This window comes from Agromyces salentinus, assembly GCF_009749395.1.
Taxonomy (GTDB): Bacteria; Actinomycetota; Actinomycetes; order Actinomycetales; family Microbacteriaceae; genus Agromyces; species Agromyces salentinus.
This window is the reverse complement of sequence record NZ_WBIR01000012.1, coordinates 11,954-35,990: the sequence shown is the minus strand read 5'-3', so window position 1 is coordinate 35,990 and position 24,037 is coordinate 11,954. Positions and strand designations below refer to the sequence as shown.

22 protein-coding genes are annotated in these 24,037 nt (G+C 72.2%); 12 read left to right on the top strand and 10 right to left on the bottom strand.

The window, feature by feature from the left end:
• The first annotated feature begins 95 nt into the window (after nt 1-95).
• Nucleotides 96-1,637 carry a DEAD/DEAH box helicase gene (locus GQQ95_RS12240; RefSeq protein ID WP_157427955.1) on the top strand — a complete coding sequence of 514 codons (1,542 nt, stop codon included), beginning with the start codon at nt 96-98 and terminating at the stop codon, nt 1,635-1,637.
• A gap of 107 nt (nt 1,638-1,744) precedes the next feature.
• On the opposite strand, the gene GQQ95_RS12235 is transcribed toward GQQ95_RS12240, so the two are convergent.
• A complete protein-coding gene (locus tag GQQ95_RS12235) occupies nt 1,745-2,617 on the bottom strand; it encodes a PHP domain-containing protein (protein WP_157427954.1) in 873 nt (290 codons plus the stop codon).
• Nucleotides 2,618-2,737: 120 nt separating this feature from the next.
• On the opposite strand from GQQ95_RS12235, the gene GQQ95_RS12230 reads away from it, so the two are divergent.
• Nucleotides 2,738-3,763: an endonuclease/exonuclease/phosphatase family protein gene (locus GQQ95_RS12230; protein ID WP_157427953.1), complete on the top strand. Its 1,026-nt coding sequence runs from the start codon at nt 2,738-2,740 to the stop codon at nt 3,761-3,763.
• A gap of 88 nt (nt 3,764-3,851) precedes the next feature.
• Nucleotides 3,852-5,417 (top strand): aminopeptidase P family protein, encoded by a 1,566-nt coding sequence (locus GQQ95_RS12225; RefSeq protein ID WP_157427952.1) that lies wholly within the window; start codon nt 3,852-3,854, stop codon nt 5,415-5,417.
• Nucleotides 5,418-5,445: 28 nt separating this feature from the next.
• Here GQQ95_RS12225 and GQQ95_RS12220 read toward each other — a convergent pair whose 3' ends face one another.
• Together GQQ95_RS12220 and GQQ95_RS19465 are read right to left on the bottom strand one after the other, a co-directional pair.
• Nucleotides 5,446-5,787, bottom strand: coding sequence for a TIGR02611 family protein (locus tag GQQ95_RS12220; RefSeq protein ID WP_157427951.1), 342 nt, complete (start codon nt 5,785-5,787; stop codon nt 5,446-5,448).
• 73 nt (nt 5,788-5,860) lie between these two features.
• Nucleotides 5,861-6,616: a YflT domain-containing protein gene (locus tag GQQ95_RS19465; protein WP_212275417.1), complete on the bottom strand. Its 756-nt coding sequence runs from the start codon at nt 6,614-6,616 to the stop codon at nt 5,861-5,863.
• Nucleotides 6,617-6,648: 32 nt separating this feature from the next.
• Here GQQ95_RS19465 and GQQ95_RS12210 point away from each other — a divergent pair, with 32 nt between their 5' ends.
• From GQQ95_RS12210 to GQQ95_RS12195, 4 genes are read left to right on the top strand one after another with little or no spacing between them, the layout of a single operon-like run.
• Complete coding sequence (locus GQQ95_RS12210; protein WP_157427950.1) at nt 6,649-7,983, top strand: magnesium transporter MgtE N-terminal domain-containing protein; 1,335 nt, start codon at nt 6,649-6,651, stop codon at nt 7,981-7,983.
• Nucleotides 7,970-8,500 carry a DUF1003 domain-containing protein gene (locus GQQ95_RS12205; protein ID WP_157427949.1) on the top strand — a complete coding sequence of 177 codons (531 nt, stop codon included), beginning with the start codon at nt 7,970-7,972 and terminating at the stop codon, nt 8,498-8,500. The genes GQQ95_RS12210 and GQQ95_RS12205 overlap by 14 nt, the downstream gene beginning before the upstream one ends.
• Nucleotides 8,481-9,674, top strand: coding sequence for an Mrp/NBP35 family ATP-binding protein (locus tag GQQ95_RS12200; protein WP_157427948.1), 1,194 nt, complete (start codon nt 8,481-8,483; stop codon nt 9,672-9,674). Before GQQ95_RS12205 ends, GQQ95_RS12200 begins: the two co-directional genes overlap by 20 nt.
• A gap of 16 nt (nt 9,675-9,690) precedes the next feature.
• Nucleotides 9,691-10,617 (top strand): hypothetical protein, encoded by a 927-nt coding sequence (locus tag GQQ95_RS12195; protein WP_157427947.1) that lies wholly within the window; start codon nt 9,691-9,693, stop codon nt 10,615-10,617.
• Between the two features lie 79 nt (nt 10,618-10,696).
• Here the strand turns inward: GQQ95_RS12195 and GQQ95_RS12190 are convergent, their stop codons facing one another.
• Nucleotides 10,697-12,235: a pyridoxal phosphate-dependent decarboxylase family protein gene (locus tag GQQ95_RS12190; RefSeq protein ID WP_157427983.1), complete on the bottom strand. Its 1,539-nt coding sequence runs from the start codon at nt 12,233-12,235 to the stop codon at nt 10,697-10,699.
• A 2-nt stretch (nt 12,236-12,237) separates the two neighbouring features.
• On the bottom strand, nt 12,238-13,695 hold the full coding sequence (locus tag GQQ95_RS12185) for an MFS transporter (protein ID WP_157427946.1): 1,458 nt from the start codon (nt 13,693-13,695) through the stop codon (nt 12,238-12,240).
• A 71-nt stretch (nt 13,696-13,766) separates the two neighbouring features.
• Here GQQ95_RS12185 and GQQ95_RS12180 point away from each other — a divergent pair, with 71 nt between their 5' ends.
• The gene (locus GQQ95_RS12180; protein WP_157427945.1) at nt 13,767-15,317 is read left to right on the top strand and encodes a succinic semialdehyde dehydrogenase; all 1,551 of its coding nucleotides are present in this window, start codon (nt 13,767-13,769) and stop codon (nt 15,315-15,317) included.
• A 69-nt stretch (nt 15,318-15,386) separates the two neighbouring features.
• Here the strand turns inward: GQQ95_RS12180 and GQQ95_RS12175 are convergent, their stop codons facing one another.
• On the bottom strand, nt 15,387-15,776 hold the full coding sequence (locus GQQ95_RS12175) for a sec-independent translocase (protein WP_157427944.1): 390 nt from the start codon (nt 15,774-15,776) through the stop codon (nt 15,387-15,389).
• Between the two features lie 89 nt (nt 15,777-15,865).
• Between GQQ95_RS12175 and GQQ95_RS12170 the strand changes: the two genes are divergently transcribed.
• Nucleotides 15,866-16,498, top strand: a complete 633-nt coding sequence (locus GQQ95_RS12170; RefSeq protein ID WP_157427943.1) for an O-methyltransferase — start codon at nt 15,866-15,868, stop codon at nt 16,496-16,498.
• Between the two features lie 175 nt (nt 16,499-16,673).
• On the opposite strand, the gene GQQ95_RS12165 is transcribed toward GQQ95_RS12170, so the two are convergent.
• From GQQ95_RS12165 to GQQ95_RS12150, 4 genes are all read right to left on the bottom strand, one after another.
• Nucleotides 16,674-16,847, bottom strand: coding sequence for a DUF3117 domain-containing protein (locus GQQ95_RS12165; RefSeq protein ID WP_067875042.1), 174 nt, complete (start codon nt 16,845-16,847; stop codon nt 16,674-16,676).
• Nucleotides 16,848-17,030: 183 nt separating this feature from the next.
• Entirely contained in the window at nt 17,031-18,269 is a 1,239-nt protein-coding gene (locus GQQ95_RS12160; RefSeq protein WP_157427942.1) for a hypothetical protein, read from the bottom strand.
• A gap of 7 nt (nt 18,270-18,276) precedes the next feature.
• Nucleotides 18,277-19,374, bottom strand: a complete 1,098-nt coding sequence (gene dapE, locus GQQ95_RS12155) for a succinyl-diaminopimelate desuccinylase (RefSeq protein ID WP_157427941.1) — start codon at nt 19,372-19,374, stop codon at nt 18,277-18,279.
• Between the two features lie 48 nt (nt 19,375-19,422).
• A complete protein-coding gene (locus GQQ95_RS12150) occupies nt 19,423-19,791 on the bottom strand; it encodes a hypothetical protein (RefSeq protein WP_157427940.1) in 369 nt (122 codons plus the stop codon).
• 2 nt (nt 19,792-19,793) lie between these two features.
• On the opposite strand from GQQ95_RS12150, the gene GQQ95_RS12145 reads away from it, so the two are divergent.
• The 3 genes from GQQ95_RS12145 to GQQ95_RS12135 all read left to right on the top strand — a co-directional run bounded on the left by GQQ95_RS12145 (nt 19,794) and on the right by GQQ95_RS12135 (nt 23,994).
• On the top strand, nt 19,794-20,096 hold the full coding sequence (locus GQQ95_RS12145; protein ID WP_157427939.1) for a hypothetical protein: 303 nt from the start codon (nt 19,794-19,796) through the stop codon (nt 20,094-20,096).
• Between the two features lie 232 nt (nt 20,097-20,328).
• Nucleotides 20,329-21,276, top strand: a complete 948-nt coding sequence (dapD, locus tag GQQ95_RS12140) for a 2,3,4,5-tetrahydropyridine-2,6-dicarboxylate N-succinyltransferase (RefSeq protein WP_157427938.1) — start codon at nt 20,329-20,331, stop codon at nt 21,274-21,276.
• Between the two features lie 87 nt (nt 21,277-21,363).
• On the top strand, nt 21,364-23,994 hold the full coding sequence (locus GQQ95_RS12135) for a penicillin acylase family protein (RefSeq protein WP_157427937.1): 2,631 nt from the start codon (nt 21,364-21,366) through the stop codon (nt 23,992-23,994).
• Nucleotides 23,995-24,037 lie beyond the last annotated feature (43 nt).

Sequence of the window (24,037 nt, the reverse complement as noted above, 5' to 3'; positions counted from 1 at the left end):
TAAGCTGGGCCTCGCATGCGGGCATCGGACCCGCAGCCGTTGCGCCTCGAGGAGAAGCAGGGCGCATCACTACCGCTATACCGACAGGCAGATTCTTGACTACTTTCGCAGAACTCGGCGTCGCGTCCGACATCGTCGACGCGCTCGCAACCAAGGGCATCTTCGATGCCTTCCCCATCCAGGAGCAGACGATCCCCCTCGCCCTGTCCGGGCAGGACATCATCGGCCAGGCGAAGACCGGCACCGGCAAGACCTTCGGCTTCGGGCTCCCGATCATCCAGCGCATCGGCGACGACCCCGAGCCCGGCGTCAAGGTGCTCGTCGTCGTGCCGACGCGCGAGCTGTGCGTGCAGGTCACCGAGGACCTCGAACTCGCGACCTCGAACCGCCCCACCAAGGTCGTCTCGATCTACGGCGGCAAGGCGTACGAGGGCCAGATCGAGCAGATCAAGGCCGGCGCGCAGATCGTCGTGGGCACCCCCGGTCGTCTCCTCGACCTGGCCTCGCAGCGGCTGCTCTCGTTGAAGAACGTGCAGGAGATGGTGCTCGACGAGGCCGACAAGATGCTCGACCTCGGCTTCCTCGCCGACATCGAGAAGCTCTTCGCGCAGACCCCGGCCAACCGCCACACGATGCTCTTCTCGGCGACCATGCCGGGTCCGATCGTCGCGCTCGCACGCCGGTTCATGTCCAAGCCCATCCACATCCGAGCGACCGACCCCGACGAGGGCCTCACGCAGGCGAACATCAAGCACCTCGTCTACCGCGCGCACTCGCTCGACAAGGACGAGGTCATCTCGCGGATCCTGCAGGCCGAGGGCCGGGGCAAGACGGTCATCTTCACGCGCACCAAGCGTGCCGCCGCAAAGCTCGTCGAGGAGCTCAACGATCGCGGCTTCAACGCGGCGGCGGTGCACGGCGACCTGAACCAGGACCAGCGCGAGCGCGCGATGGCCGCGTTCAAGGCCGGCAAGAAGGACATCCTCATCGCCACGGATGTCGCGGCTCGCGGCATCGACGTCGACGACGTCACCCACGTGATCAACCACACCATCCCCGACGACGACAAGGCGTACCTGCACCGTGCCGGCCGCACCGGCCGCGCGGGCAAGACCGGCATCGCGGTCACCTTCGTCGACTGGGACGACCTGCACAAGTGGGCCCTCATCAACCGCGCGCTCGAGTTCGGGCAGCCCGAGCCGGTCGAGACCTACTCGTCGAGCCCGCACCTGTTCACGGACCTCGACATCCCCGCCGGCACCAAGGGCCGCCTGAAGCCCGCCGCTCCGGCCGCCGCGCCGAGCCGGTCGAGCACCGCCGGCCGCAGCGAGGCTCGTGGCGAGGGCGAGTCGGCCCGCGCACCGCGCAGCTCGCGATCACGCCAGCGCACGCGCGGCGGTCGCAGCGAGGGCGAGGCCTCGACGCCCGCCGCGTCCAGCTCGACCTCCGTCGAGTCCGCCGCATCCGCCCAGTCCGCCGGTGACACCGCGACGACCGCGACGCGGGAGCCCGGCACGGGCACGCATGACGGCGGTGGCAGCGAGCACCACGACGGCAACGACGCGCCCCGTCGTCGCCGTCGTCGTCGCGGCCCCCGGCCCGCCGGCTCGGCGGGAAGCGCGGCGCCCCAGGTCTGACCGGAGCACGAGACGAGAGCGGATGCCACGCGGCATCCGCTCTTCGTCGTCCTGGGGCGATGAGCGTCCGAGACGCCCGCCGGGGCCGGTCACGTGCGACCGGAAGGTCAGGGCAGGACGGGCTCGAAGCCGGTCGCCTCGCCGACGATGCGCGCCACGATGTCGGCCGGGGTGCGCTCCTGGCCGAGCCGATTGGGCTTGCCCGTTCCGTGGTAGTCGCTGGAACCGGTGACGGCGAGCCCGAACTCCCGAGCGAGGGCATGCAGGCGCGGCTTGGAGCCGGGATCGTTCTCGGGGTGGTCGATCTCGAGTCCGAAGAGCCCGGCGTCGACGAGTTGGCGCAGCCGCTCGCGCGGCACGACGTGCTCGGCTCCGCGCGCGCCGGGGTGGGCGAGCACCGGCACTCCGCCGGCCGCGCGGATGAGCCGCACGCCCGTCAGCGGATCGGGCGCGTAGTGCGGGCGCGCGTACCCGTGGCGCGGGTGCAGGATCCCGGCGAACGCCGCGGAACGGGTCGACACGTGGCCGCGGGCGACGAGCGCGTCGGCGATGTGCGGCCTGCCCACCGTCGCCCCCTCGGCCGTCTGGGCGAGCACGTCGTCCCAGGTGAGGGGGTAGTCGCGGGCGATGCGCTGCACGATCTGCTCGGCGCGGGTCAGCCGCGACTCGCGGATGCGGGTGGTCTCGGCGAGCAGTTCCTCGTCGAACGGGTCGATGAGGTAGGCCAGCACGTGCACGCTCGTGTACTGCTCGCGCGTGGAGAGCTCCATGCCGGGGATGAGCGCGACCCCGGTCTCGGGCACAGCCACGGCGGCCTCGGCCCAGCCGGCGGTCGAGTCGTGGTCGGTCAGCGCGATCGCCGACAGGCCCGCCTCGGCGGCTTCGACGAGCAGGTGCGCCGGGCTTCCGGTGCCGTCGGACACCGTCGAGTGCACGTGCAGGTCGGCCTCACCGATCGCGGGTGCCGTCGACGAAGCCATCCCTCCATGCTAGGGCGCGGCAACCCGCGGCGATGCACGACACCGCGCTTCGGGTGCACCGCAGGCGGGTTCGCCGCCGGCATGCGGCCCCGCCACAGGCTCGTCCCCTAGCTTGGGGGGATGCTCCCCCGCATCCTCGGCTGGACCCTCGTCGTCGCCGCGGCGATCCTCGCCGCCCTCATGCTCTGGCCCCAGGCCGTCGGCCTGCAGAACCAATGGGTGTTCGCCCACGTCGTCGCCCTGCGCGGCGTCGCGGCCGTCGCCGGGGTCGTGGTGGCGGTGCTCGTGCTGCTGGCCGCCTTCGCGCGCCCGCTCCGGCTCGTCGCCTTCGCCCTCGCGACGATCATGGCGCTCTTCGCCGTCGGCAACGCGGCCGTGCTCACCGCGAGGGGCTTCGGGTCCTCGGATGCCGCCGCCGACGCGGCATCCGGATCGCTGACGGTGCTGTCCTGGAACACGCTCGGCGAGGTTCCGGATGCCGCGACGATCGCGGGTCTCGCCATCGAGGAGGGGGCCGACGTCGTCGTGCTGCCGGAGACGACCGAGCCGCTCGGCGAGGAGATCGCCATCGCGATGCGCGAGGGAGGCAGCCCGATGTGGGTGCACACGGCGGCCTACGACGACGTGGCGAAGGCGCGGTCGACGACGATCCTAATCTCGCCCGACCTCGGCGACTACACGGTCACCTCGCCCGAGGTCCCCGGTCCGCCCGGAAACACGAACACGCTGCCCTCCGTCGTGGCCGATCCCGTCTCCGGCACGGGTCCACGCATCGTCGCGGTGCACGCGGTGGCCCCGATCCGCTGGGAGCTGCGCAACTGGCGCAGCGACCTCGACTGGCTCGCCGAGCAGTGCTCGGGCGAGAACGTGATCATGGCCGGCGACTTCAACGCCACGGTCGACCACTTCTCGGGTCGCGGCACGAACGGCGGCGATCTCGGCAACTGCCGGGATGCCGCGGTCGAGGCAGGTTCGGGCGGGCTCGGCACCTGGCCGACCGACCTGCCGGAGGTGCTCGGCAGCCCCATCGACCACGTGATGGCGACGCCCGGCTGGAACGTCGACGCGTTCCGCGTGATCGGCGAGATGGACGCCGCCGGAAGCGACCATCGCCCGGTCGTCTCGACCCTCTCGCCGGCCGCCTGACCCGGGCGCGGACTCCGCGTCCCTGGCCGAGCCGCCCGGGCGTCCCGGCGCAGTTCGGTCTTGCGTGCCGCGGTGCGAGAATGGAGCCATGGACTCCAGCGACACCTCAACGACCGAGACCCCGGCAGCGGCGACCGCCGACGAGACGGGCCGCGACGCGAACCGTTCGACCACACCCGGCTCCGAGGGATTCAAGGACTTCATCAGCAGCGGCTGGGCCGCCCGCGACGAGACCCTCCCGGCCGCGCGCGCGCAGGCGGCCTTCGCGGCACGTCGCCGCAGCGCCGTGTCGGCGGCCTTCCCCGGCGTCCGGCTCGTGATCCCCGCCGGCGACATGAAGCAGCGCGCCAACGACACCGACTATCCCTTCCGCGCGCACACCGCGTTCGCCCACCTGACCGGTTGGGGCTCAGACTCGGAGCCGGGTGCCGTGCTGGTGTTCGAGCCCGAAGGCGGCGAGGGCCACATCGCGACGGTGTACTTCCGCGAGCGCGCCGGCCGGGATTCCGAGGAGTTCTACGCCAACCCGGCGATCGGCGAGTTCTGGATCGGTCCGCGACCCTCGCTCGCGCACGTGTCCGCCGACCTCGCGATCGACACTCGCGGCCTCGACGAGTTCGACCGCGTGATCGACGCGGTCGACACCGCGACCGTCGTCCTGCGCGAGGCCGACGCCGCGATCACGGAGCGCGTCGACCACGCCCGCATCCGCTTCGCCGCCGAGGAGGCCCTGTCGACCAACGCGTCCGACGCGCCGTTCTCGCTCGAGGTCGGCGGCGAGCACGCGCCCGACGCCGAGCTGGCCCGCGTGCTCTCCGAGCTCCGCCTCGTGAAGGACGAGTTCGAGCTCGGCGAGATGCGCGCCGCCGTCGACGCGACGAAGCGCGGCTTCACCGAGGTGTTCCAGGAGCTCCCCCGCATCACCTCGGAGGTGCGCGGCGAACGCGTCATCGAGGGCGTCTTCGCCACGCGCGCCCGCCTCGACGGCAACGACGTGGGCTATGGCTCCATCGCCGCGGCGGGTCCGCACGCGACCATCCTGCACTGGACCCGCAACGACGGCCCCGTCGTGCCCGGCGACCTCGTGCTGCTCGACGCCGGCGTCGAGATGGACAGCTACTACACGGCCGACATCACGCGCACCTTCCCGGTGAACGGCACCTTCTCCGACGTGCAGCGCCAGGTCTACGAAGCCGTGCTCGAGGCCGCGGATGCCGCATTCGCCGTCGTGCGCCCGGGCGCGATCTTCCGCGAGGTGCACGCCGCCGCCATGGCCGTGATCGCCCGCAAGACCGCCGCGTGGGGCTTCCTCCCGGTCTCGGCCGAGGAGTCCCTGCAACCCGAGAACCAGTTCCACCGCCGCTACATGGTGCACGGCACGAGCCACCACCTCGGGCTCGACGTGCACGACTGCGCGCAGGCGCGTCGCGAGATGTACATGGACGGCGAGCTGCAGGAGGGCATGGTCTTCACGATCGAGCCCGGCCTCTACTTCCAGGCCGACGACCTCACCGTGCCGGCCGAGTTCCGGGGCATCGGCGTGCGCATCGAGGACGACATCGTCGTCACCGCCGAGGGTGCGGAGAACCTCTCGATCGGCATCCCGCGCACCGTCGCGGAGGTCGAGGCCTGGGTCCAGGGCGCGGCCGGCTAGGTCGTGCGGCGTCCTGGCCGAGGCTCGGTCAGGACGCCGCCCTGGCGGCGCGGCGCGCCTGCCACCACGCCCAGAAGCGGGCGAGCATGCGCTTCAGCCAGCCCGCGACGCGTGCGGCCCAGGCGAACTCGGTGCCCAGGATCGCGAGTCCGAGGAAGACCACCAGCCACCCCGGTCCAGGCAGGGGCACGAGGGCCAGGCCGCCGACCGCGATGGTTCCGCCGAGCACGCCCACGAGCACCCGATAGGCGCGGCGCAGCGCCGGTCGCTCGTGGATGCGCCGACGGATGCCGCGGAGCAGGCGTCGGATCGGGCGGTCGGGCCGTTCGGCCTCGACGATGTCGTCGGACAGTTCGCGCTCGGTCACCATGGATTCACGATATATCGCGAGCTGGACCCGAGTGGGCCTGCTCGGCATCCTCCCAGCGTCGAGCGGCGGATGCTCAGGCGCCGCCGGACTGCCGCCGCTCGCGCTCGGCGCGGCGGGCGGCGTCGAGTGCTTCGCCGTACGTGAGCCCCTGCGGCTGCTCGCCCGCTGCAGCGCCGTCATCGACGGCCGCGTCGCCCTCGGAGGCCGCATCGGCATCGGCTGCCGTCGGCGTATCGGACCCCGCGGCAGCGGGCGCCGGGGACGACGGCGCCGCGCTCGGCGCGGAAGTCGCGCGTGCGCGTGGCGAGGCCTCGGGCGCGGGGAACGCGGGCTCAGGGACATCCGTCACGTGCAGCACCTGCCTGGCGCGCTCGACGTGCGCCGCCTCGGCGACGATCGAGTATCGGGTCGCGAGCACCTGCGCCACCGACGTGAAGTCGCGGCGGCGGCGGTTGACCGAGTACGAGACGACGCTGAAGATCATGCCGAAGCCCGCACCGATGAGCACCGCCGAGAGCAGGATGCCGACCGAGGAGGGCGACGGCGCGAAGATGAAGAAGAGGAGGCCGAGGAACGTGCCGAACCAGGCGCCGGAGAGCGCCCCGGCGCCCGCCGCACGCCCCCAGGTGAGCTTGCCCGTGATGCGCTCCACGCTCGTGAGCCCCGTGCCGACGATCGCGAGTTCCTTCACGGGGAACTCGGCCTTGGCGAGGGCGTCGACCGCGGACTGCGCCTCGGCGTAGGTCTCGAAGCTCGCGATGGTCTCGCCCTGCGGCAGCGTGGGGAAGGCGCGGGCCGTGCGTCCGCCGAAGGGCGATTGGTTGCTCACCCCTCCATCCTCCCACGGGCTAAGTTTGTACCGTGAGCGCAACGAGAGTCTTCGTCGCCCGACTCGCCGGGTGCGCCGTCTTCGACCCCGCCGGCGATCGGGTCGGAAAGGTGCGCGACGTCCTCGTCGTGTACCGAAAGAACGACCCGCCGCGGGTGGTGGGACTCATCGTGGAGGTGCCCGGCAAACGACGCGTGTTCCTCTCGATCGGCCGGGTGACCTCGATCGGCAACGGCCAGATCATCACGACCGGCCTCATCAACCTTCGCCGGTTCGAGCAGCGCGGTGGTGAGGTGCGCGTGATCGCCGAGATGCTCGGCCGCAAGGTGCGCTTCAACGACGGCTCGGGCGAGGCCACGATCGAGGACGTCTCGATCGAGGAGCAGGAGCCCGGCGAGTGGGAGGTCGAGCAGCTCTTCGTGCGCCGGCCCAAGGGCGCATCGCCCTTCTCCAAGGGCCAGTCGGCGTACGTCACCTGGCGCGAGGTGCGCGAGAGCGCTCGCACGGGCGAGGCGCAGTCGGCCGAGCAGCTGATCGCCACGTACTCCGAGCTGAAGCCGGCCGACCTCGCGAACACCCTGCTCGACCTGCCCGTGGCCCGACGGCAGGAGGTCGCCGAGGAGCTCTCCGACGATCGCCTCGCCGACGTGCTCGAGGAGATGCCCGAGGCCGACCAGGTCGAGATCCTCGGCGGGCTCGGCGACGACCGCGCCGCCGACGTGCTCGACCACATGCAGCCCGACGATGCGGCCGACCTCATCGCGCAGCTGCCCGAGGAGCGCGGCGAGCACCTGCTCGAGCTCATGGAGCCGGAAGAGGCCGAAGACGTCCGCATGCTCCTGAGCTACGGCCCCGACACCGCGGGCGGGCTCATGACCACCGAGCCGATCATCGTCTCGGCCGACGCGACCGTCGCAGAGGGCCTCGCGCTCATCCGTCGTCACGACCTGCCGCCGGCGCTCGGCGCCGCGGTGTGCGTGACCCTTCCGCCCTACGAGGCGCCCACGGGCCGCTTCCTCGGCGTCGTCCACTTCCAGCGGATGCTGCGCTACCCGCCGCACGAGCGCCTCGGCACTCTGATCGACCAGGGCCTCGAGCCGGTCGGCGCCGACACCTCCGCGGCCGAGGTGAGCCGCATCCTGGCCAGCTACGACCTCGTCTCGGTGCCCGTCATCGACGAACGGCACCGCCTCGTCGGGGTCGTGACCATCGACGACGTGCTCGACTACCTCCTGCCCGATGACTGGCGAAGTCATCCAGAAGACGAAGATGAGGTGAGCAAACGCGCGACCGCCCGAGCACAGCTGACCACGGGGAGCATCCCGATCCCGACGAACGGAAGGAGGGCCGGAGATGGCACGCGTTAACACGGCAGACGAGCGGCGCTTCGACACGCCGAAGGGCAGCCGCCGTCCCCGCTTCCGCCGAGGGGAACGCGACAAGGATCGCTTCGGACGCTTCACCGAATGGGTCGCGCGAGCCATGGGCACCCCCGGCTTCCTGCTGGGGCTCTCCGTGTTCGCGATCTCCTGGATGGCGTGGAACACGTTCGCGCCCGAGCACCTGCGCTTCGACTCGATCGCCATCGGATTCACGGCGCTGACGCTCGTGCTCAGCCTGCAGGCCTCGTATGCCGCTCCGCTCATCCTGCTCGCCCAGAACCGGCAGGACGACCGCGACCGGGTGCAGATCGAGCAGGACCGCCAGCGCGCCGAGCGCAACCTGGCCGACACCGAGTACCTCGCCCGCGAGGTCGTCGCCCTGCGGCTGGCCGTGAAGGACCTCGCCTCGAAGGACTTCATCCGTTCCGAGTTGCGCGCGGTGCTCGAGGAGCTCGACCGCAAGGACGAGGAAGATGCCGCGAATGCCGCACCCCGGGGCTGACTCGACCGACCCGGCCGTGCTCGAGGCCGCCATCGGCCGCGCGCTCGAGTCGGTGATCGACCCCGAGATCCGCAAGCCCATCACCGAACTCGACATGGTCGACTCCGTCTCGGTCGATGACCGCGGCCGGGTGAGCGTCGTCATCCGGCTCACGATCGTCGGCTGCCCGGCATCCGATCGCATCGAGCGGGACGTCCGCCAGGCAGCCGAGGGCGTCGCCGGCGAGGGCGCGGTCGACGTGACGCTCACCGTGATGACCCCCGCGCAGCGCACGGCCCTCACCGAGCGGCTGCGCGGCGGCAAGGCCGCTCGCGGCAACCCGTTCGGGCCGGGCACGCTCACTCGCGTCGTCGCGGTCACGAGCGGCAAGGGCGGGGTCGGCAAGTCCACGCTCACGGCGAACCTCGCGGTGTCGCTCGCGGCACGAGGGCTCTCGGTGGGTCTCGTCGACGCCGACGTGCACGGGTTCTCGATCCCGGCGCTGCTCGGCCTCGTCGACGAGCAGGGCCTCGCCGCGCGCCCGACGCAGGTGAACGACATGATCCTGCCGCCGGTCGCGCACGGCGTGAAGGTCATCTCGATCGGCATGTTCGTCGAACCCGCCGCGCCGGGTTCGCGCGCGTCATCCGTGGCCGTCGCCTGGCGCGGGCCGATGCTGCACCGCACGCTGAACCAGTTCCTCACCGACGTGTACTTCGGCGACCTCGACGTGCTGCTCGTCGACCTGCCGCCCGGCACGGGCGACATCGCGATCTCGCTCGGGCAGCTGCTGCCCAACGCCGAGGTGCTCGTGGTCACGACCCCGCAGCCGGCGGCGGCCGACGTGGCCGAGCGCTCGGGCGTGGTCGCCAGGCAGACGGGCCAGCGCATCATCGGCGTCGTCGAGAACATGGCCGGCCTGCCCGGCCCAGACGGCACCGTGCTCGACCTGTTCGGGTCGGGCGGCGGCGAGGAGGTCGCCCGACGCCTCTCGGAGGGCCAGCCCGACGCCGTCCCGCTCATCGCGAGCGTGCCGCTCAGCATCGCCCTCCGCCAGGGCGGCGACGCCGGCGAACCCGTCGTCGCAGCCGCGCCCGACGATCCGGCCGCCCGCGCGATCGAACGCGTCGCCGAGGCCATCGCGACCCGGCCGCGCCGACTCGCGGGCCGCAGACTCGACGTCTCGGTCCGGTGACGGCGAGGTGAGACGGATGCCGCGCGCCGACCGTTCCCAGCACTGGTCGACGCGCGTGCTCGCAGTCGCGGTCGGCCTCGTCGGTGTCGCTGCGATGGCAGGCTGCGCCGGCGCCTTCCCCGAGTCTGCCCCGACACCCTCGGGCCTGCCGGAGGGCATCACCGCGAGCGTCCTGCAGAGTCGGACCGACGTGGTCGACGGCCGGCTCGTCGTGCAGCTCGACAACGGCACGGGGTCGGAGCTGACCTTCAGCTCGTTCGACGTCGAGGCCCCCGGGCTCGAGCCCGGCCTGCACTTCGAGGGTCCGCGCACCCTCGCCGACGGCACCTCCGTGCAGTACCGCATGGATCTCACGCCGGCCAGGTGCGACGGCGACGCCGGCCCCGCCGAGGTGAGGATCACGGTCGTCGGATCGGCCGATGCCGATGCCGACCGCGCAGGTGCCGTCACGGCGGTCGGCACGGTCGTCGCCGACGACCCGTACGACACGCTCCCCCGGTTGCAGAACTTCGGCTGCCTCACCGACGCCGTCGAGCGCGTCGCGACGTTCACGCTCGCCGATCGCCTGCGGTCGACCGGGAGCGGCGTCGACCGCCGGGCCTGGCTCGACATCAGCGTCGAGCCCACCGGCGCGGCATCCGGTTCCCTCGACCTGGAGCAGGTCCTGGGCACGACGCTGCTCTCTGCCGAGGACGGCCTGAACTGGTCGGCCGCCACAGCCCACGTCGAGGCGAGCGACGCACCGTCGACGATCTCGCTCCCGGTGCGGCCGGCCCGCTGCGACCCCCATGCGGGAGCGGAGGACAAGCGGGGCACCATCCTGCCGCTGGTCGTGACGACGACCGAGGGCTGGTCGGGGCAGTTCGAGGTGCGCGCATCGCCCTCGCTCAAGGAGGACCTGTTCGCCTACTTCACGGAGCGCTGCGGCCTGCCCGCGAGCTGAGGGACGGTGCCGCGGCGAAGCGGCGAAGCGGCGAAGCGGCGAAGCGGCGAAGCGGCGCAGCGGCGCACCGCCGCCGTGCCTACGACCGGGGCTCGACCACGCGGGCGAGCAGCTCGACGAGCAGGCGCCCGGTCAGCTCCGACGGCAGCGCCTCGACGAGGGCGAGCACGGGCGCCATCTGCGCCGGGAGCGCACCGCCCTCGCCGCCCAGCAGCCCGATGGCGCCGAGCAGCCCGGCCGCCGTGTCGGAGTCGATCGATCCGGATGCCGCGAGCAATGGCTCGATCCCGCCGGGAAGCACGTCGGCGAGCCCCGCGAGCACGAGTTCGCCGTCGACCCTCGGGACACCGCGTACCGCGTCCGCCGCTGCCACGAGCGCCTCGGCGAGCTCGGACGCGACGTCCTCGGTGACGGGGGTGACGGTGAGGTGGGTCGTGTGCGGCAGGCGGGTGCCGTCGGCCTGGACGAGGCCGGGCTGCAGCTGGAGGAACCAGCCGGCGCCCCGCGCGGCATCCGCCCAATGGTGCGGATCGACGCGGCGTTCCGGCCCGACCGAGTCGTCGGTCGCCACGGCGAACAGCGGGCCCGTCGGCATCCCGACGACGCGCAGGCCCTCGATGCCGTCGACGGTCTCGCGCAGCACCTCGGTCGCGCGTGCGGCCTTCGCCGACAGGGTCGCGAACCCGTCCTCGCCCAGCACCTCGGTGATCGCCCACGCGGCCGCGAGAGGCCCGGCGGGCTTCGAGCCCGTCATCGTCGGATTCACGACGGGGTAGCCGGGCCATCCCGTCGTGCGGAAGTACTGGTGCCGCTGGCGGTCGCGCCCACGCGTGAGCAGCACCGAGACGCCCTTCGGCGCGTACCCGTACTTGTGCAGGTCGGCCGAGAGACTCGTGACGCCCGGCACCGCGAGGTCCCAGGCGGGCAGCGCCTCGGGCCAGAACGCGAGGGCGAATCCGCCGATGCAGGCGTCGACGTGCACTGCGATGCCGCGCTGACGGCAGGCGTCGGCCACGTCGGCGATCGGATCGAGCCCGGCGAACGGGTACGACGGCGCCGAGACGACCACGAGTGCGACGTCGTCGCCGAGCCGGTCGACGAGGTCGGATGCCGCGAGGGTGCCGGTCGCGGGATCCACGGGCACGAGGTCGAGGACGAGGCCGAAGTACTCCGCCGCCTTGTGGAATGCGGCGTGCACCGTGATCGGCGCGACGATCCGCGGCACCCGCGGCGTCCCGACCCGCACCGAGCGCCAGGCATCGCGCGCCGTCTTGACCGCGAGCAGGCAGCTCTCGGTACCGCCGGAGGTCACCGTGCCGACGACCGTCGCATCGCTGCCGGCATCGGCGACGTCGGTCGGCGCCTCGCCGTGGAAGACGCGCCGGGCGAAGCCCACGACACCAGCCTCCATGGCCGCGACCGAGGTGAACGTCGTCGGGTCCAGGCCGTTGACCGGCTGCACGAGGCGGGCCGCCGACGCGGCGAGCTCGTCGAGCTCGGCCACTCCCGAGTCGTAGACGTAGGAGAGCACGCGACCACCGTGGGTCGGCGCGTCGCCCTCGCGGAGCGTGCGGAGCTCGGCGAGCACCTCGGCGGGATCGCGTCGGAAGTCGTTCATGGTCACGCGGTCTCCTGGGAGTCGTTCACGGGTTCGGGGTCGGACGGAGCGGGGTCGGTCGGGGCGCCATCGGTCGGTGCCGGTGGGCCCGCGCTGGGCGCGGCGGCGCTCGCGGCATCCGCCTCGACGTCGTCCCGACCCAGCCGGTAGCGCGCGAGCGGCACGAGGCTGAGGAACACGAGCACGGCGGGCAGGGCGCTGAAGCTCACCGCGATGCCGGCCACGGCTGCCGTCGGCTGCTCGAGGACGGTCGAACCGCTCGACTCGAGGTATCCGGTCATCGCCAGCACGAGCGAGAGCACGGTCGCGCCGAGGGCCATTCCGGCCGTCTCGCCGGCCGTCCAGATGCCGCCGAAGCTGCCGGCGCGGCCCTCGCCGTGCACGCGGGCATCGTGCGAGATGACGTCGGGCAGCATCGCCATCGGCAGCGTCTGCATGCCCGCGTACGCGGCACCGGCGAGGGCGACGGGCAGGTACACCCACGCCCCCGGCGCCCAGACCATGCCGAGGAGGCTGAGTGCGGCGAGGGCGAACAGCAGGCTCGCCCAGCGGAACGAGCGTTCCTTGCCGATCCGCGCCGAGATGCGGGCCCAGACCGGTGCGCAGAACACGGCCGGCGCGATGAGCGCGACGAACAGCAGCGTCAGCGCGTCCTCGCTGTGCAGCACCCACACGGCGACGTAGTTCGCGCCGGCGAGCATGACGCCCGTCGCGAGGCCCTGCAGCACGAACGTCGCGAGCAGCGCGCGGAACGGGCCGCTGCGGCGGAGCGCGCCGATGCCCTCGGCATAGGCCGACCGGATGCCGGCGCGCGGCGCGGGCGCACCGGGCACGCCTCTCGGGGCCGTCGTCACCGCGACGAGCATGCCCGCCCCGATGACGAGGCCGGCGACCACCGCCATCACCAGGTAGCCGACCGCCTCGTCGTCACCGCCCATGCGGCGAAGCGCGGGCCCTCCGGCACCGAACAGCAGGATCGCGAGGCTCAGCACGACCACGCGCCACGAGAGCAGGCGCGTCCTGGCGTCGTAGTCGCGCGTGAGCTCGGCCGGGAGGGCGATGTAGGGCACCTGGAAGAGGCTGAAGGCCGTGGCGGTCGCGAGGAACGCCAGGAAGACCCAGACCCCGGATGCCGCCGAGCCGAGGCCCGTCGGCACGGCGAACGTGAGCACGAACCCGAGCGGCAGCGCGAGCGCGCCGACGCGCATCCAGGTGCGGCGGGAGCCGGTCCTCGCGAGCGTGCGGTCGCTGTGCTCGCCGATCCACGGGTCGATCACGACGTCCCACACCTTGGCCGCCGTGACCACGAGCCCCGCCACGAGCGCCGTCACGCCGAGCGTGTCGGTCATGTAGAAGACGAGGACGAGTCCCGGCAGCGTCGCGAATCCACCGGTGCCGAGCGAGCCGACGGCATAGCGGGTGATGACGCCGCGGGAGAGGGGGCGCTCCGTTGCGGTCATGGAGGCATAGTGTAATCCGCCCCCGAGCCCCGACCCGACCAGAGTGGGTCAACTGTCCTAGACTGTGCCGCATGCGCGCCACCCTGGCCTCCCCCGACCTGTTCGCCCGCCTCACCGCCGAGATCGTCGCCACGGGCGACGGAACGGTCGAGGTGCCCACGCCGTCCACCGGCGAGACGCTGCACGTGCTGCCGCGCTCCAGCGCCGACGACGTGCGCGACGCCACCGCGCGTGCCCGCATCGCCCAGCTCGCGTGGGCCCGGGCCGGCTTCGCCGAGCGCCGTCGCGTGCTCCTCCGGGCGCACGACCTCGTGCTCGCCCGCCGTGAGCTGCTGCTCGACCTCGTCCAGCTCGAGAGCGGCAAGACGCGGGGCCAGGCCTTCGAGGAGGTCTTCCAGGCCGCCTCCGTCACCCGCTACAACGCGGTGATGGCCCGCAAGGTGCTCCGCGGCGGTGCGCGCCGCGGCGGCATCCCGACCGTGCTGACCGCGAGCGTGCGCTACCGCCCGAAGGGGGTCGCCGGCGTCATCACGCCGTGGAACTACGCGCTGAGCCTCGCCGCCATGGACGTCGTCCCCGCGCTGGCCGCCGGCTGCGCCGTGGTGCAGAAGGCCGACGACCAGGGCGCACTCTCGATCCTCGCGCTGCGGCAGGCGTTCATCGACGCCGGCGTTCCCGAGGCGCTCTGGGCCGTCGTCACCGGATCCGCGGCCGAGGTCGGGGAGGCCGTGACGGATGTCGCCGACTACATCTGCTTCACGGGCTCGACGGCCACCGGCCGCAAGGTCGCCGAGAAGGCGGGCCGGCGCCTCGTCGGCGCCTCGCTCGAGCTCGGGGGCAAGAACGCCCTGCTCGTGCTGGAGGACGCCGACCCCGTCGACGCCGCCCGCGGTGCGGCGCATGCCGCGTTCTCGGCCATGGGCCAGCTCTGCGTCTCCGTCGAGCGCCTCTACGTCCACCGGGCGGTCGCCGGCCCGTTCCAGCGGGAGCTCTCGACGCGCCTGAAGGGCGCCGAGCTCGGCTCGGAGCTCGAGTACCGCGCCGACTTCGGTTCCCTGACCAGCGCGTCCCAGCTCGAACGGGTGCAGGCGCACCTCGACGATGCCGTGGCCAAGGGTGCCACGGTCCTGGTCGGCGGACGGCACCGACCCGACCTCGGTCCATGGTTCTTCGAGCCGACCGTGCTGACGGGCGTGACCCCCGAGATGAGCGTGTACGCCGACGAGACGTTCGGCGCCATCGCGTCGCTCTACCTCGTCGACGACGACGCCGAGGCGATCAGCGCCGCGAACCGGAGCCAGTACGGGCTCAACGCCTCGATCTTCTCGGGCTCGCTGCGGCACGCGTCACGCGTCGCCGACCAGCTCGAGGCCGGCAGCATCAACATCAACGAGGGGTACCGCGGTTCGTTCTCGGCGGTGGCGGCGCCCATGGGCGGCGTCAAGCAGTCCGGCGTCGGACGCCGCAACGGCACCGAAGGACTCCTGCGCTTCGTCGAGCCCGTGACCGTCTCGCGCGCGACCGGGCTCGTGCCGCTCCCGCGCACCGCGTCGGAGTACCGCACGCTCGTGCCGGTGATGACGCTCGTCGCCCAGGCCCTGAAGGCGATCAGGCGCGGCTGACCGCGTCGGAGCGGCATCCGCCCGTCGGGTCCGCCGATGACGACGGCGCACGCCGCGGCCGGTCGATGCCTAGGTCGCCTCGGAGTCGAACGGGGCGACCTCGTCGGCTCCGAGCGCCTCGCGTTTGCGCTTGCGCTGCAGGTAGGCGGAGTTCTCGTTCACGGCGGCGCGCGCCACGACGGGGGCTGCCGGCTCGGCGAACGGGTCGGCGTCGCTCAGGGCGTCGCGGATGATGCGGCGCGGGTCGTACTGGCGGGGGTCGAGCTTCTGCCAGTCGACGTCGTCGAAGTCGGGGCCCATCTCCTCGCGCATGCGGTTCTTCGCGCCGTTGGCGAAGTCGCGGGCCGACCGGACGAACTTGCCGAGCTGGGCGGCGTAGTGCGGCAGGCGTTCGGGTCCGAGCAGGAAGACGGCGATCACCCCGATGATGAGGAGCTTCTCGAATGTCAGTCCGAACACCCCTACAGGATAGTGGGCGGCGAGGCGTGCGGATCACACGTGGGCCGGGCCGTAGGCTTGGGAGCTGAGAGAGTGCCGGGAGCCGAATCGTGTCCGAACGAGACCTGAACTGGAAGTACGTCGACGAATCCGTCGTCGAGACCGACGCGGTCGCCCGCGCGCGCCAGCAGTCGATCGAGCTCGGCATCGACCCCGTCTCCCCGGCCGTGGGCGCGCAGCTCGCGGTCATCGCCGCATCCGCTCGTGCCGAGTCGATCATCGAGATCGGCACCGGGGTCGGCGTCTCCGGGCTCTGCATGCTCCAGGCCGCGCGCGGGGCGCTGCTGACCTCCATCGACACCGAGAACGAGTACCTCCAGGCGGCGCGCGAGAACTTCGCCGACGCCGGCGTCGCCGCGGCCCGTGTTCGCCTCATCGCGGGGCGCGCGAGCGAGGTGCTCCCCCGCATGAACGAGAACTCCTACGACCTCGTCGTGATCGACGCCGACCCGGCGCTCGTGATCGAGTACGTCGAGCACGGCCTGCGGCTCGCCAAGCCCAACGGCTCGGTGCTCGTCGCCCGGGCGCTCTGGCGCGGGCGCGTGGCCGATCCGGCCCGCCGCGACGACGTGGCCACGGCCTTCCGGGAGCTGATCTCCGAGCTCGCCGCCTCGCCGGCGGTGGCCACCGCGGTCTCCCCCGCCGGCGACGGGCTGCTGCAGATCGTCAAGCTCGGCGCCTGACCCGACCGCCTCGTCGATCGACGTCGCATCGGATCGCGCCGAGTCTCACCGAGTCGCGCCGCACGGCGGCACGCGGCATCCGCTCGGGTCGGCCTGCGCGTTCAGGAGCGCTGCCCCGGACATGCCTCGAGCCGAGCACCGCACTGCGGGCTCGGCTCGAAACCTATGGAACTGATCAGGCCGGGTTGACGACGCCGCCGAGCACGTCGTAGAGCTCCTTGGCCTCAGCGTCGTTGACCGAGACGACAAGGCGACCGCCGCCCTCGAGCGGTACCCGCACGATGATCAGACGACCCTCCTTCACAGCCTCCATAGGCCCGTCTCCGGTGCGTGGCTTCATGGCCGCCATTGAGCTACCCCTTTCGTGGCTGTCTCATTCCATTATCGGTCATCGGAAGCACTCCTGAGAAATCGCCGTGAGGCTGTGGACGACACGGGGCGACCCGAGAGGCGCGGATCGCCGCATCCGACCGGGGTCGACTGTCCGGTTCTCCCCTGCCCGCACCGCCCACGCGATCGGCCGCGGCCTCCATCACGGGGGCGTCCAGTCGCGTCCGTCGATGCCCCAGCAGATGAGGAGCCACCCGACCTGCAGCGCGAGGAAGACGATCACGATGCTCCAGCGGTACCAGCGGGCGCGCGGGATCGCGGCGGCCCCGAGCAGCGGGAACAGCGGCGACGCGATGCGGAACACGCTGGACTGCGGGAAGAACACCGCGAGCAGGTACAGCGCGTAGCTGACCGACCAGAGGCGGACCTCGATGCCGAGACGCCGGACCGCCGGCGAGAGCAGCACGAGGGCGAAGGCGACGATCAGCGCGAGGACGGCGATAGTGCCGAGCGGCTGGCCGAGCCACCATCCGCCGGACTGGAACCAGGCCGTGAACGGCACGAGCTCGCCGTAGCCGATGTACGCCGCGCGCCACGCGAGCTCCGTGTCGGTGTACGCCTGCAGGTCACCCGTGGCGAGGCCCGCGACCAGGAGCCAGGCGAACCCGAGGACCACGGCGAAGGCCGTGACGGATGCCGCGAGCACCCGTTCGCGCATCGGGAACGGATCCTCGCGCCGACGCCACCACCGCCACAGCCAGTGCAGCCCGAGCGTGAGCGCGAAGGCCAGGGCGCCCGGCCGGGTGAAGGACCACACCGCGATCACGGGGAACAGCCACCCGTACCGGCGATCGACGACGAGGAGGAGCGCCGCGGCGAGCAGGAGGTACCCGAGCGCCTCGGCGTAGCCGAACTGCATGATCGGGGCGACGGGTGCCACGCAGAAGAGCACGACCGCGAACATCGCCCGATCGGGTGCCAGGAAACGGGACATGAGGCGGTGGAACACGAGCGCGGCACCGAGCCCCGCAGCGAGCGAGACGAGCACCGACGCGACGTTCCACGGGACGGCGAACCAGGTCAGCGCGCCGACGATGGCCGGGTAGACGGGCATGAACGCCCACGCGTTCTCGGCGACGTGCCCGTCGGGCGTGGTCGGCAGGACGCTCGGGTACCCGGCGAGCAGGATGATCTGGTACCAGCGCGCGTCCCAGAGGTTCGCGTACTCGAAGTAGCCGGGCTTCGCCCCCGTCCACGGGTTCGCGTCCTGGACGCTCGCGAGCGTCAGCACGAACACGGTGGTGACCGCACGCGCCGCCGCGTAGACGAGGACGACGCGCACCCACCACGGGGCGACGCGCCACCGCACGCGAGGCGACCAGCGGGTGATCCGGAGGGGGTCGGTCGCACGCACGTCCGTCGCGGCGCTCGGCTCGCTCATGCCGCCGTCACGCGCCGGTCAGCCAGGACCGCAGGCCGACCTCGCACGCGAGGATGGCGTCGACCCGCACGCGCTCGTCGTCGGTGTGGGCGAGGCTCGGGTCGCCGGGGCCGTAGTTCACGGCCGGCACGCCGAGGGCGCTGAAGCGCGCGACATCCGTCCACCCGTACTTCGGCCTCGCCTCGGCGCCGACGGCCGCGAGGAACCCCTGCACGAACGGGTCGTCGAGCCCGGGACGGGCGCCGGCCGAGGCATCCGTCACGGTCAGTTCGTACTCGGGGAAGAGCTCCCGCATCGCGGCGACCGCATCGTCGATCGAACGGCTCGGCGCGAACCGGTAGTTGACGGTGAGCACCGCCTCGTCGGGCACCACGTTGCCGGCCACCCCGCCGCGGATGCCGACCGCGCTCAGCCCCTCGCGGTACGCGAGCCCCTCGACCTCGACCGTCTCGGCCTCGAAGGCGGCGAGCCGCTCGAGTGCCGGAGCGAGCGCGTGGATCGCGTTGATGCCCATCCAGGGGCGCGAGGTGTGGGACCGCGTGCCCGTCGCGCGGAGCTCGACGCGGAGCGTGCCGTTGCATCCGCCCTCGACCTGGCCGTTGGAGGACTCGCCGAGGATGGCGAAGTCGGCCTCGAAGAGGTCGGGCCGGGTCTCGGCGACGCGCTTGAGTCCGTTGAGGTCGGCGTGCACCTCCTCGTGGTCGTAGAACATCCAGGTGACGTCGTAGACGGGTTCGGCGACCTCGACCGCGAGCTTGAGCGCGACCGCGACGCCGCCCTTCATGTCGGTCGTGCCCCGGCCCCAGAGGTACTCGACGCCGTCCTCCGTCTCGAACCGGGTCGGCACGTTGCCGTTGATCGGCACGGTGTCGAGGTGGCCCGCGATCACGACACGGCGCTCACGACCCAGGTTCGTGCGCGCGACGATGGTGTCGCCGTCGCGATAGAGCTCGAGGTGGGATGCCGCGGCGAGCGCCCGTTCGACGAGGTCGGCCAGCACCGTCTCATCGTCCGACACGCTCGGGATGTCGCAGATCGCCCTCGTGAGGGCGACGGAGTCGGCGGTCGGGTCGAGCGCGCGCGGCACGGAAGCGGCTGACGGCATGCATCGAGTCTACGGAGGACGCGGGTTCATCCTCGCTGCGTCAGGGAGTCATCCCAACTGTCCGAGCATGATGGCGGCCTTCTCCGGCAGCCCCGGCACCTCTCCTGCGTCGGGACGCCCGATCGTCAACGAGGCGTAGGTGCCGTCGACGCACTGCTGCGCGGAGATCGCGACCGCGGACGCCTGGTCCGGAATGAAGGAGACCGCCGTCGTCGTACCAGCGGGTTGTCCACGGAACTCCAGGAGACGGCTGAAGTACGCGCAGGCCTCCTCGGCGGGGACCTCCCCACCCTCCTCGAGGATGTCGGCGGCGCCTTCGAGTTGCTCGAGGATCTTCGGGTCGACGGAGCCCTCCGGGAGCGCGGTCAAGGTCGCGACGACGGTCGGCAGTGCGCGTGCCCATTGGCCCGCGGGCACCCGTGGACCTGGACGCCGTGATCGCTGAGATTTCCGAACTGGCAACCGACGATGTCGCTGCCAGGGACGACCCCCTCGGTCCCCTCGAACGAGCTGCCGACGAGTTCCTCGATCTCTGCAGGTTCGAGCAGGTCGCACTGGGAAGCGACCGGTTCGCTGGTCGATCCTGCCTGAAGCTCTTCGCCCTTCTCGGCCTCGGGCGTCGGCGAGGAATCGCCTGGGCCCACTTGGCCGCATCCTGCGAGCAGGATGACGACGACGCAGGCGACGGCCGCCCGAACGGGCCCCGCGAAGTGCCGGCGTGAGCGAGTTCCATGCAGATTCATGATCGGATCGTAGCGGGCCGCGGACGGGCCTCCTGACCAGGTGCCTCGACGGAGGGTGAGCCGGATGCGGCAACGGCGAACTCGGTGGCGAAGTGGCGAAGTGGCGAAGTGGCGAAGCTCACCGGATCACCGCCCCCCTTCCGTCCATGCTCCAGTAGCAAGCGGACGACGCGCCGCGTCATCCGCTCGGCCGCATCGCTACCCTTGAACCATGCCCGCGAACGACGACGCCCTCAGCCCCGCACGCACCGCCGCCGCCGCCGGCCTCACGACCATCGCCGGCGACGGAACGGTGCTCGACGCCTGGTTCCCGGCCCCGCGCCTCGGCGACGAGGCGACCCCCCTCGCCGAGGAGCACGCCGCCCTCGCCGGGGTCGACGCCCGCCGCAACGTCCGGGTCGAGGTCGTCGAGCTCACGATCGACCTCGACGCGGCACCCGCGAGCACCGCCGACGCCTACCTGCGCCTGCACCTGCTCTCGCACCTGGTCGTCGCCCCGAACACCGTGAACCTCGACGGCGTCTTCGCGCACCTGCCGGCCGTCGTCTGGACCAACGCCGGCCCCGTGCACCCGAGCGACTTCGACCGGCTTCGTCCCGCGCTGCAGCGCGCCGGCATCCATGCGACCGGGCTCGACAAGTTCCCCCGCCTGCTCGACTACGTCACGCCCGCGCGGGTCCGCATCGCGGATGCCTCGCGCGTGCGCCTCGGCGCGCACCTCGCGCCGGGCACCACGGTCATGCACGAAGGCTTCGTGAACTTCAACGCGGGCACGCTCGGCACCTCGATGGTCGAGGGACGCATCTCCCAGGGCGTCGTGGTGGGCGACGGGTCGGACATCGGCGGTGGAGCCTCCATCATGGGCACCCTCTCCGGCGGCGGCACCCAGCGGGTCGAGATCGGGCAGCGCGCGCTGCTCGGCGCGAACTCGGGCATCGGCATCTCGATCGGCGACGACACCGTGGTCGAGGCGGGCCTCTACGTGACGGCAGGCACCAAGGTCGCGCTGCTCGGCGACGCCGAGGCGCGCACCGTGAAGGCGGTCGAGCTCTCGGGGGTTCCGAACCTCCTGTTCCGCCGCAACTCGCTGAACGGGCGGGTCGAGGTGCTCTCGCGCGACGGGCACGGCGTGACGCTCAACACGGCCCTGCACGCCTGAGTCATCGGGCGCCCGCGCACTCCATTACAGTGGTGCCTCAGGCCGCCGCGGGGCGGCCCTCCTCATGGGCGATCACGAAGGAGTGACGTGGGCACCGATGCACCGCGAACCCGACACCACAGCTGGCTGAGAGCGCTCACGTGGCTCCTCGCCGTCGTCCTGCTGCTCGTGATCGCCGCCGCCGGCGTCGGATGGTGGACCGTGCAGCGCTCCTTCCCGACCACGAGCGGTCGGCTCGATGCGCCGGGCCTCGTCGCGCCGGTCTCGGTGTACCGCGACGACGCCGGGATCCCGCAGCTCGTCGCCGAGAACGACCACGACCTCTTCTACGCCCAGGGCTTCGTGCATGCGCAGGACCGCTTCTGGGAGATGGACTTCCGCCGCCACGTCACGGCCGGCCGGCTCGCCGAGCTGTTCGGCGCGTCGCAGGTGGGCACCGACACCTTCATCCGCACGCTCGACTGGCGCGGCATCGCGGAGCAGGAGTACGACGCCCTCGACGAGACCTCCCGCGCCTACTACGAGGCGTACGCCGCCGGGGTGAACGCCTACCTCGACCAGCGCAGCGGCTCCGCGCTCTCCCTCGAGTACGCGGTGCTCGGGCTCCAGAACCCCGGGTACTCCCCCGAACCGTGGACCCCGGTCGACTCGATCGCCTGGCTCAAGGCGATGGCGTGGGACCTCCGTTCCAACCTCGGCGACGAGATCGACCGCGCACTCCTCGCGACCGCGCTGCCGGCCGACGAGGTGGCGCGCCTGCACCCGGAGGTCGACTGGTCGACCTCGCCGACGATCGTCGAGGGTGCGCCCGCGGCATCCGCACCGGCCTCCACCGAGGTCGCTCCCCTGCCCGCGGCGACGGATGCCGCAGCCGACGACGCCTCGACGGCAAAGGCGTACACGGCCGCCCTGACGTCGCTGCGCGACACGCTCGACGCCGTGCCGGCCCTGCTCGGCCCCGAGGGCAACGACCTCGGCTCCAACTCCTGGGTCGTCTCGGGTTCGCTCACCGAATCGGGCCTGCCGCTCCTGGCCAACGACCCGCACCTCGGGCCCGCGCTGCCCTCCATCTGGGCCCAGATGGGCCTGCACTGCGCCGAGGTCACCGAGGAGTGCGCCTTCGACATGGCCGGCTACACCTTCGCCGGCCTGCCCGGGGTGATCATCGGGCACAACCAGCGCATCGCGTGGGGCTTCACGAACCTCGGGCCCGACGTGGCCGACCTCTACCTCGAGCGCATCACCGACGACACCTACGAACTCGACGGCGCTCAGGTGCCGCTCACCCTCCGCGAGGAGACCATCGAGGTCGCCGGCGGCGATCCCGTGACCGTCACCGTCCGCTCGACGGGGCGTGGCCCGATCGTCTCGGGCATCAACGAGGACTTCACCGCGGTCGCCGAGGGGTACCCCGCGGCATCCGGGGCGCCCGAGGGCGCCTACGAACTCGCGCTGCAGTGGACGGCGCTCACCCCGGGCACGACGGCCGCCTCGATCTTCGCGCTGGACCGAGCGACGAACTGGGACGAGTTCCGCACGGCCGCGTCCCTCTTCGACGTGCCGGCCCAGAACCTGGTCTACGCCGACGTCGACGGCAACATCGGATACCAGGCGCCAGGGGCCGTGCCCGTCCGCAAGGCGGGCGACGGCACGGTGCCCCAACCCGGTTGGACGAGCGACGTCGGCTGGACGGGCGAACTGCCGTTCGACGAGCTCCCGAGCGTCCTGAACCCCGAACGCGGCTACCTCGTCACCGCGAACAACGCGGTGTCGAGGCAGGGGCCGTTCCTCACCGCCGACTGGGACTACGGCTACCGCGCCTCCGCCATCGAGCGGCTGCTGCAGGAGCGCATCGAGGACGGCGGAAAGCTCACCGCCGATGACCTCTCCCGCATCCAGCTGGACACGAGCGATGCCAACGCCACCGCCTTCCTACCCGTCATCGCCGAGCTCGACCTCTCGGGTGACGCCGCCCGCGGCGCGGCCCTGCTCGAGGGATGGGATGCCCACGACGACGTCGACAGCGCCGAGGCCGCGTACTTCGCCGTGTTCTGGCGCAACCTGCTCGAGGACATGTTCTCCTCGCTCCCCGAGCAGACGCAGCCGGCCGGCGGCGACCGATGGTTCAGCGTGGTCGGGACGCTGCTCGACGAGCCCGAGGCGACGTGGTGGACCAATGACGAGCTCGGCGTCGCCGGACGCGACGCGATGCTCGCCCATGCCATGGACGCGGCGTGGAGCGAGGCGAGGAACCGCATGGGCAGCGACCCCGACGCGTGGCGCTGGGGCCGTCTGCACACGCTCACGCTGACGAACCAGAGCTTCGGCACGTCGGGCATCGCGCCGATCGAGTGGCTCTTCAACCGCGGCCCGTACGAACTCGGCGGCGGCTCCTCGATCGTGAACGCGATCGGATGGGACGCCACTCAGGGGTACGGCGTCGACTGGGTCCCGTCGATGCGCATGATCGTCGACCTGCACGACTTCGACGACTCCACGTGGATCAACCTCACCGGGGCATCCGGCCACGCCTTCCACCCGAACTACGCCGACCAGGCTCCGCTCTGGCAGCACGGCGAGACCCGCGGATGGCCGTTCACGCCCGACGCCGTGCGCGACGCCGCCGAGCACACGCTCGAGCTCGTCCCGGTGGCCGGCGCGGCGACCGGGACACCGACACCGACACCGTCACCCGGGGAGACGCCGAAGGCGGAGTAGCCCGCGAACGCCGAAGGGGGCGCCACCGATGGCGGCGCCCCCT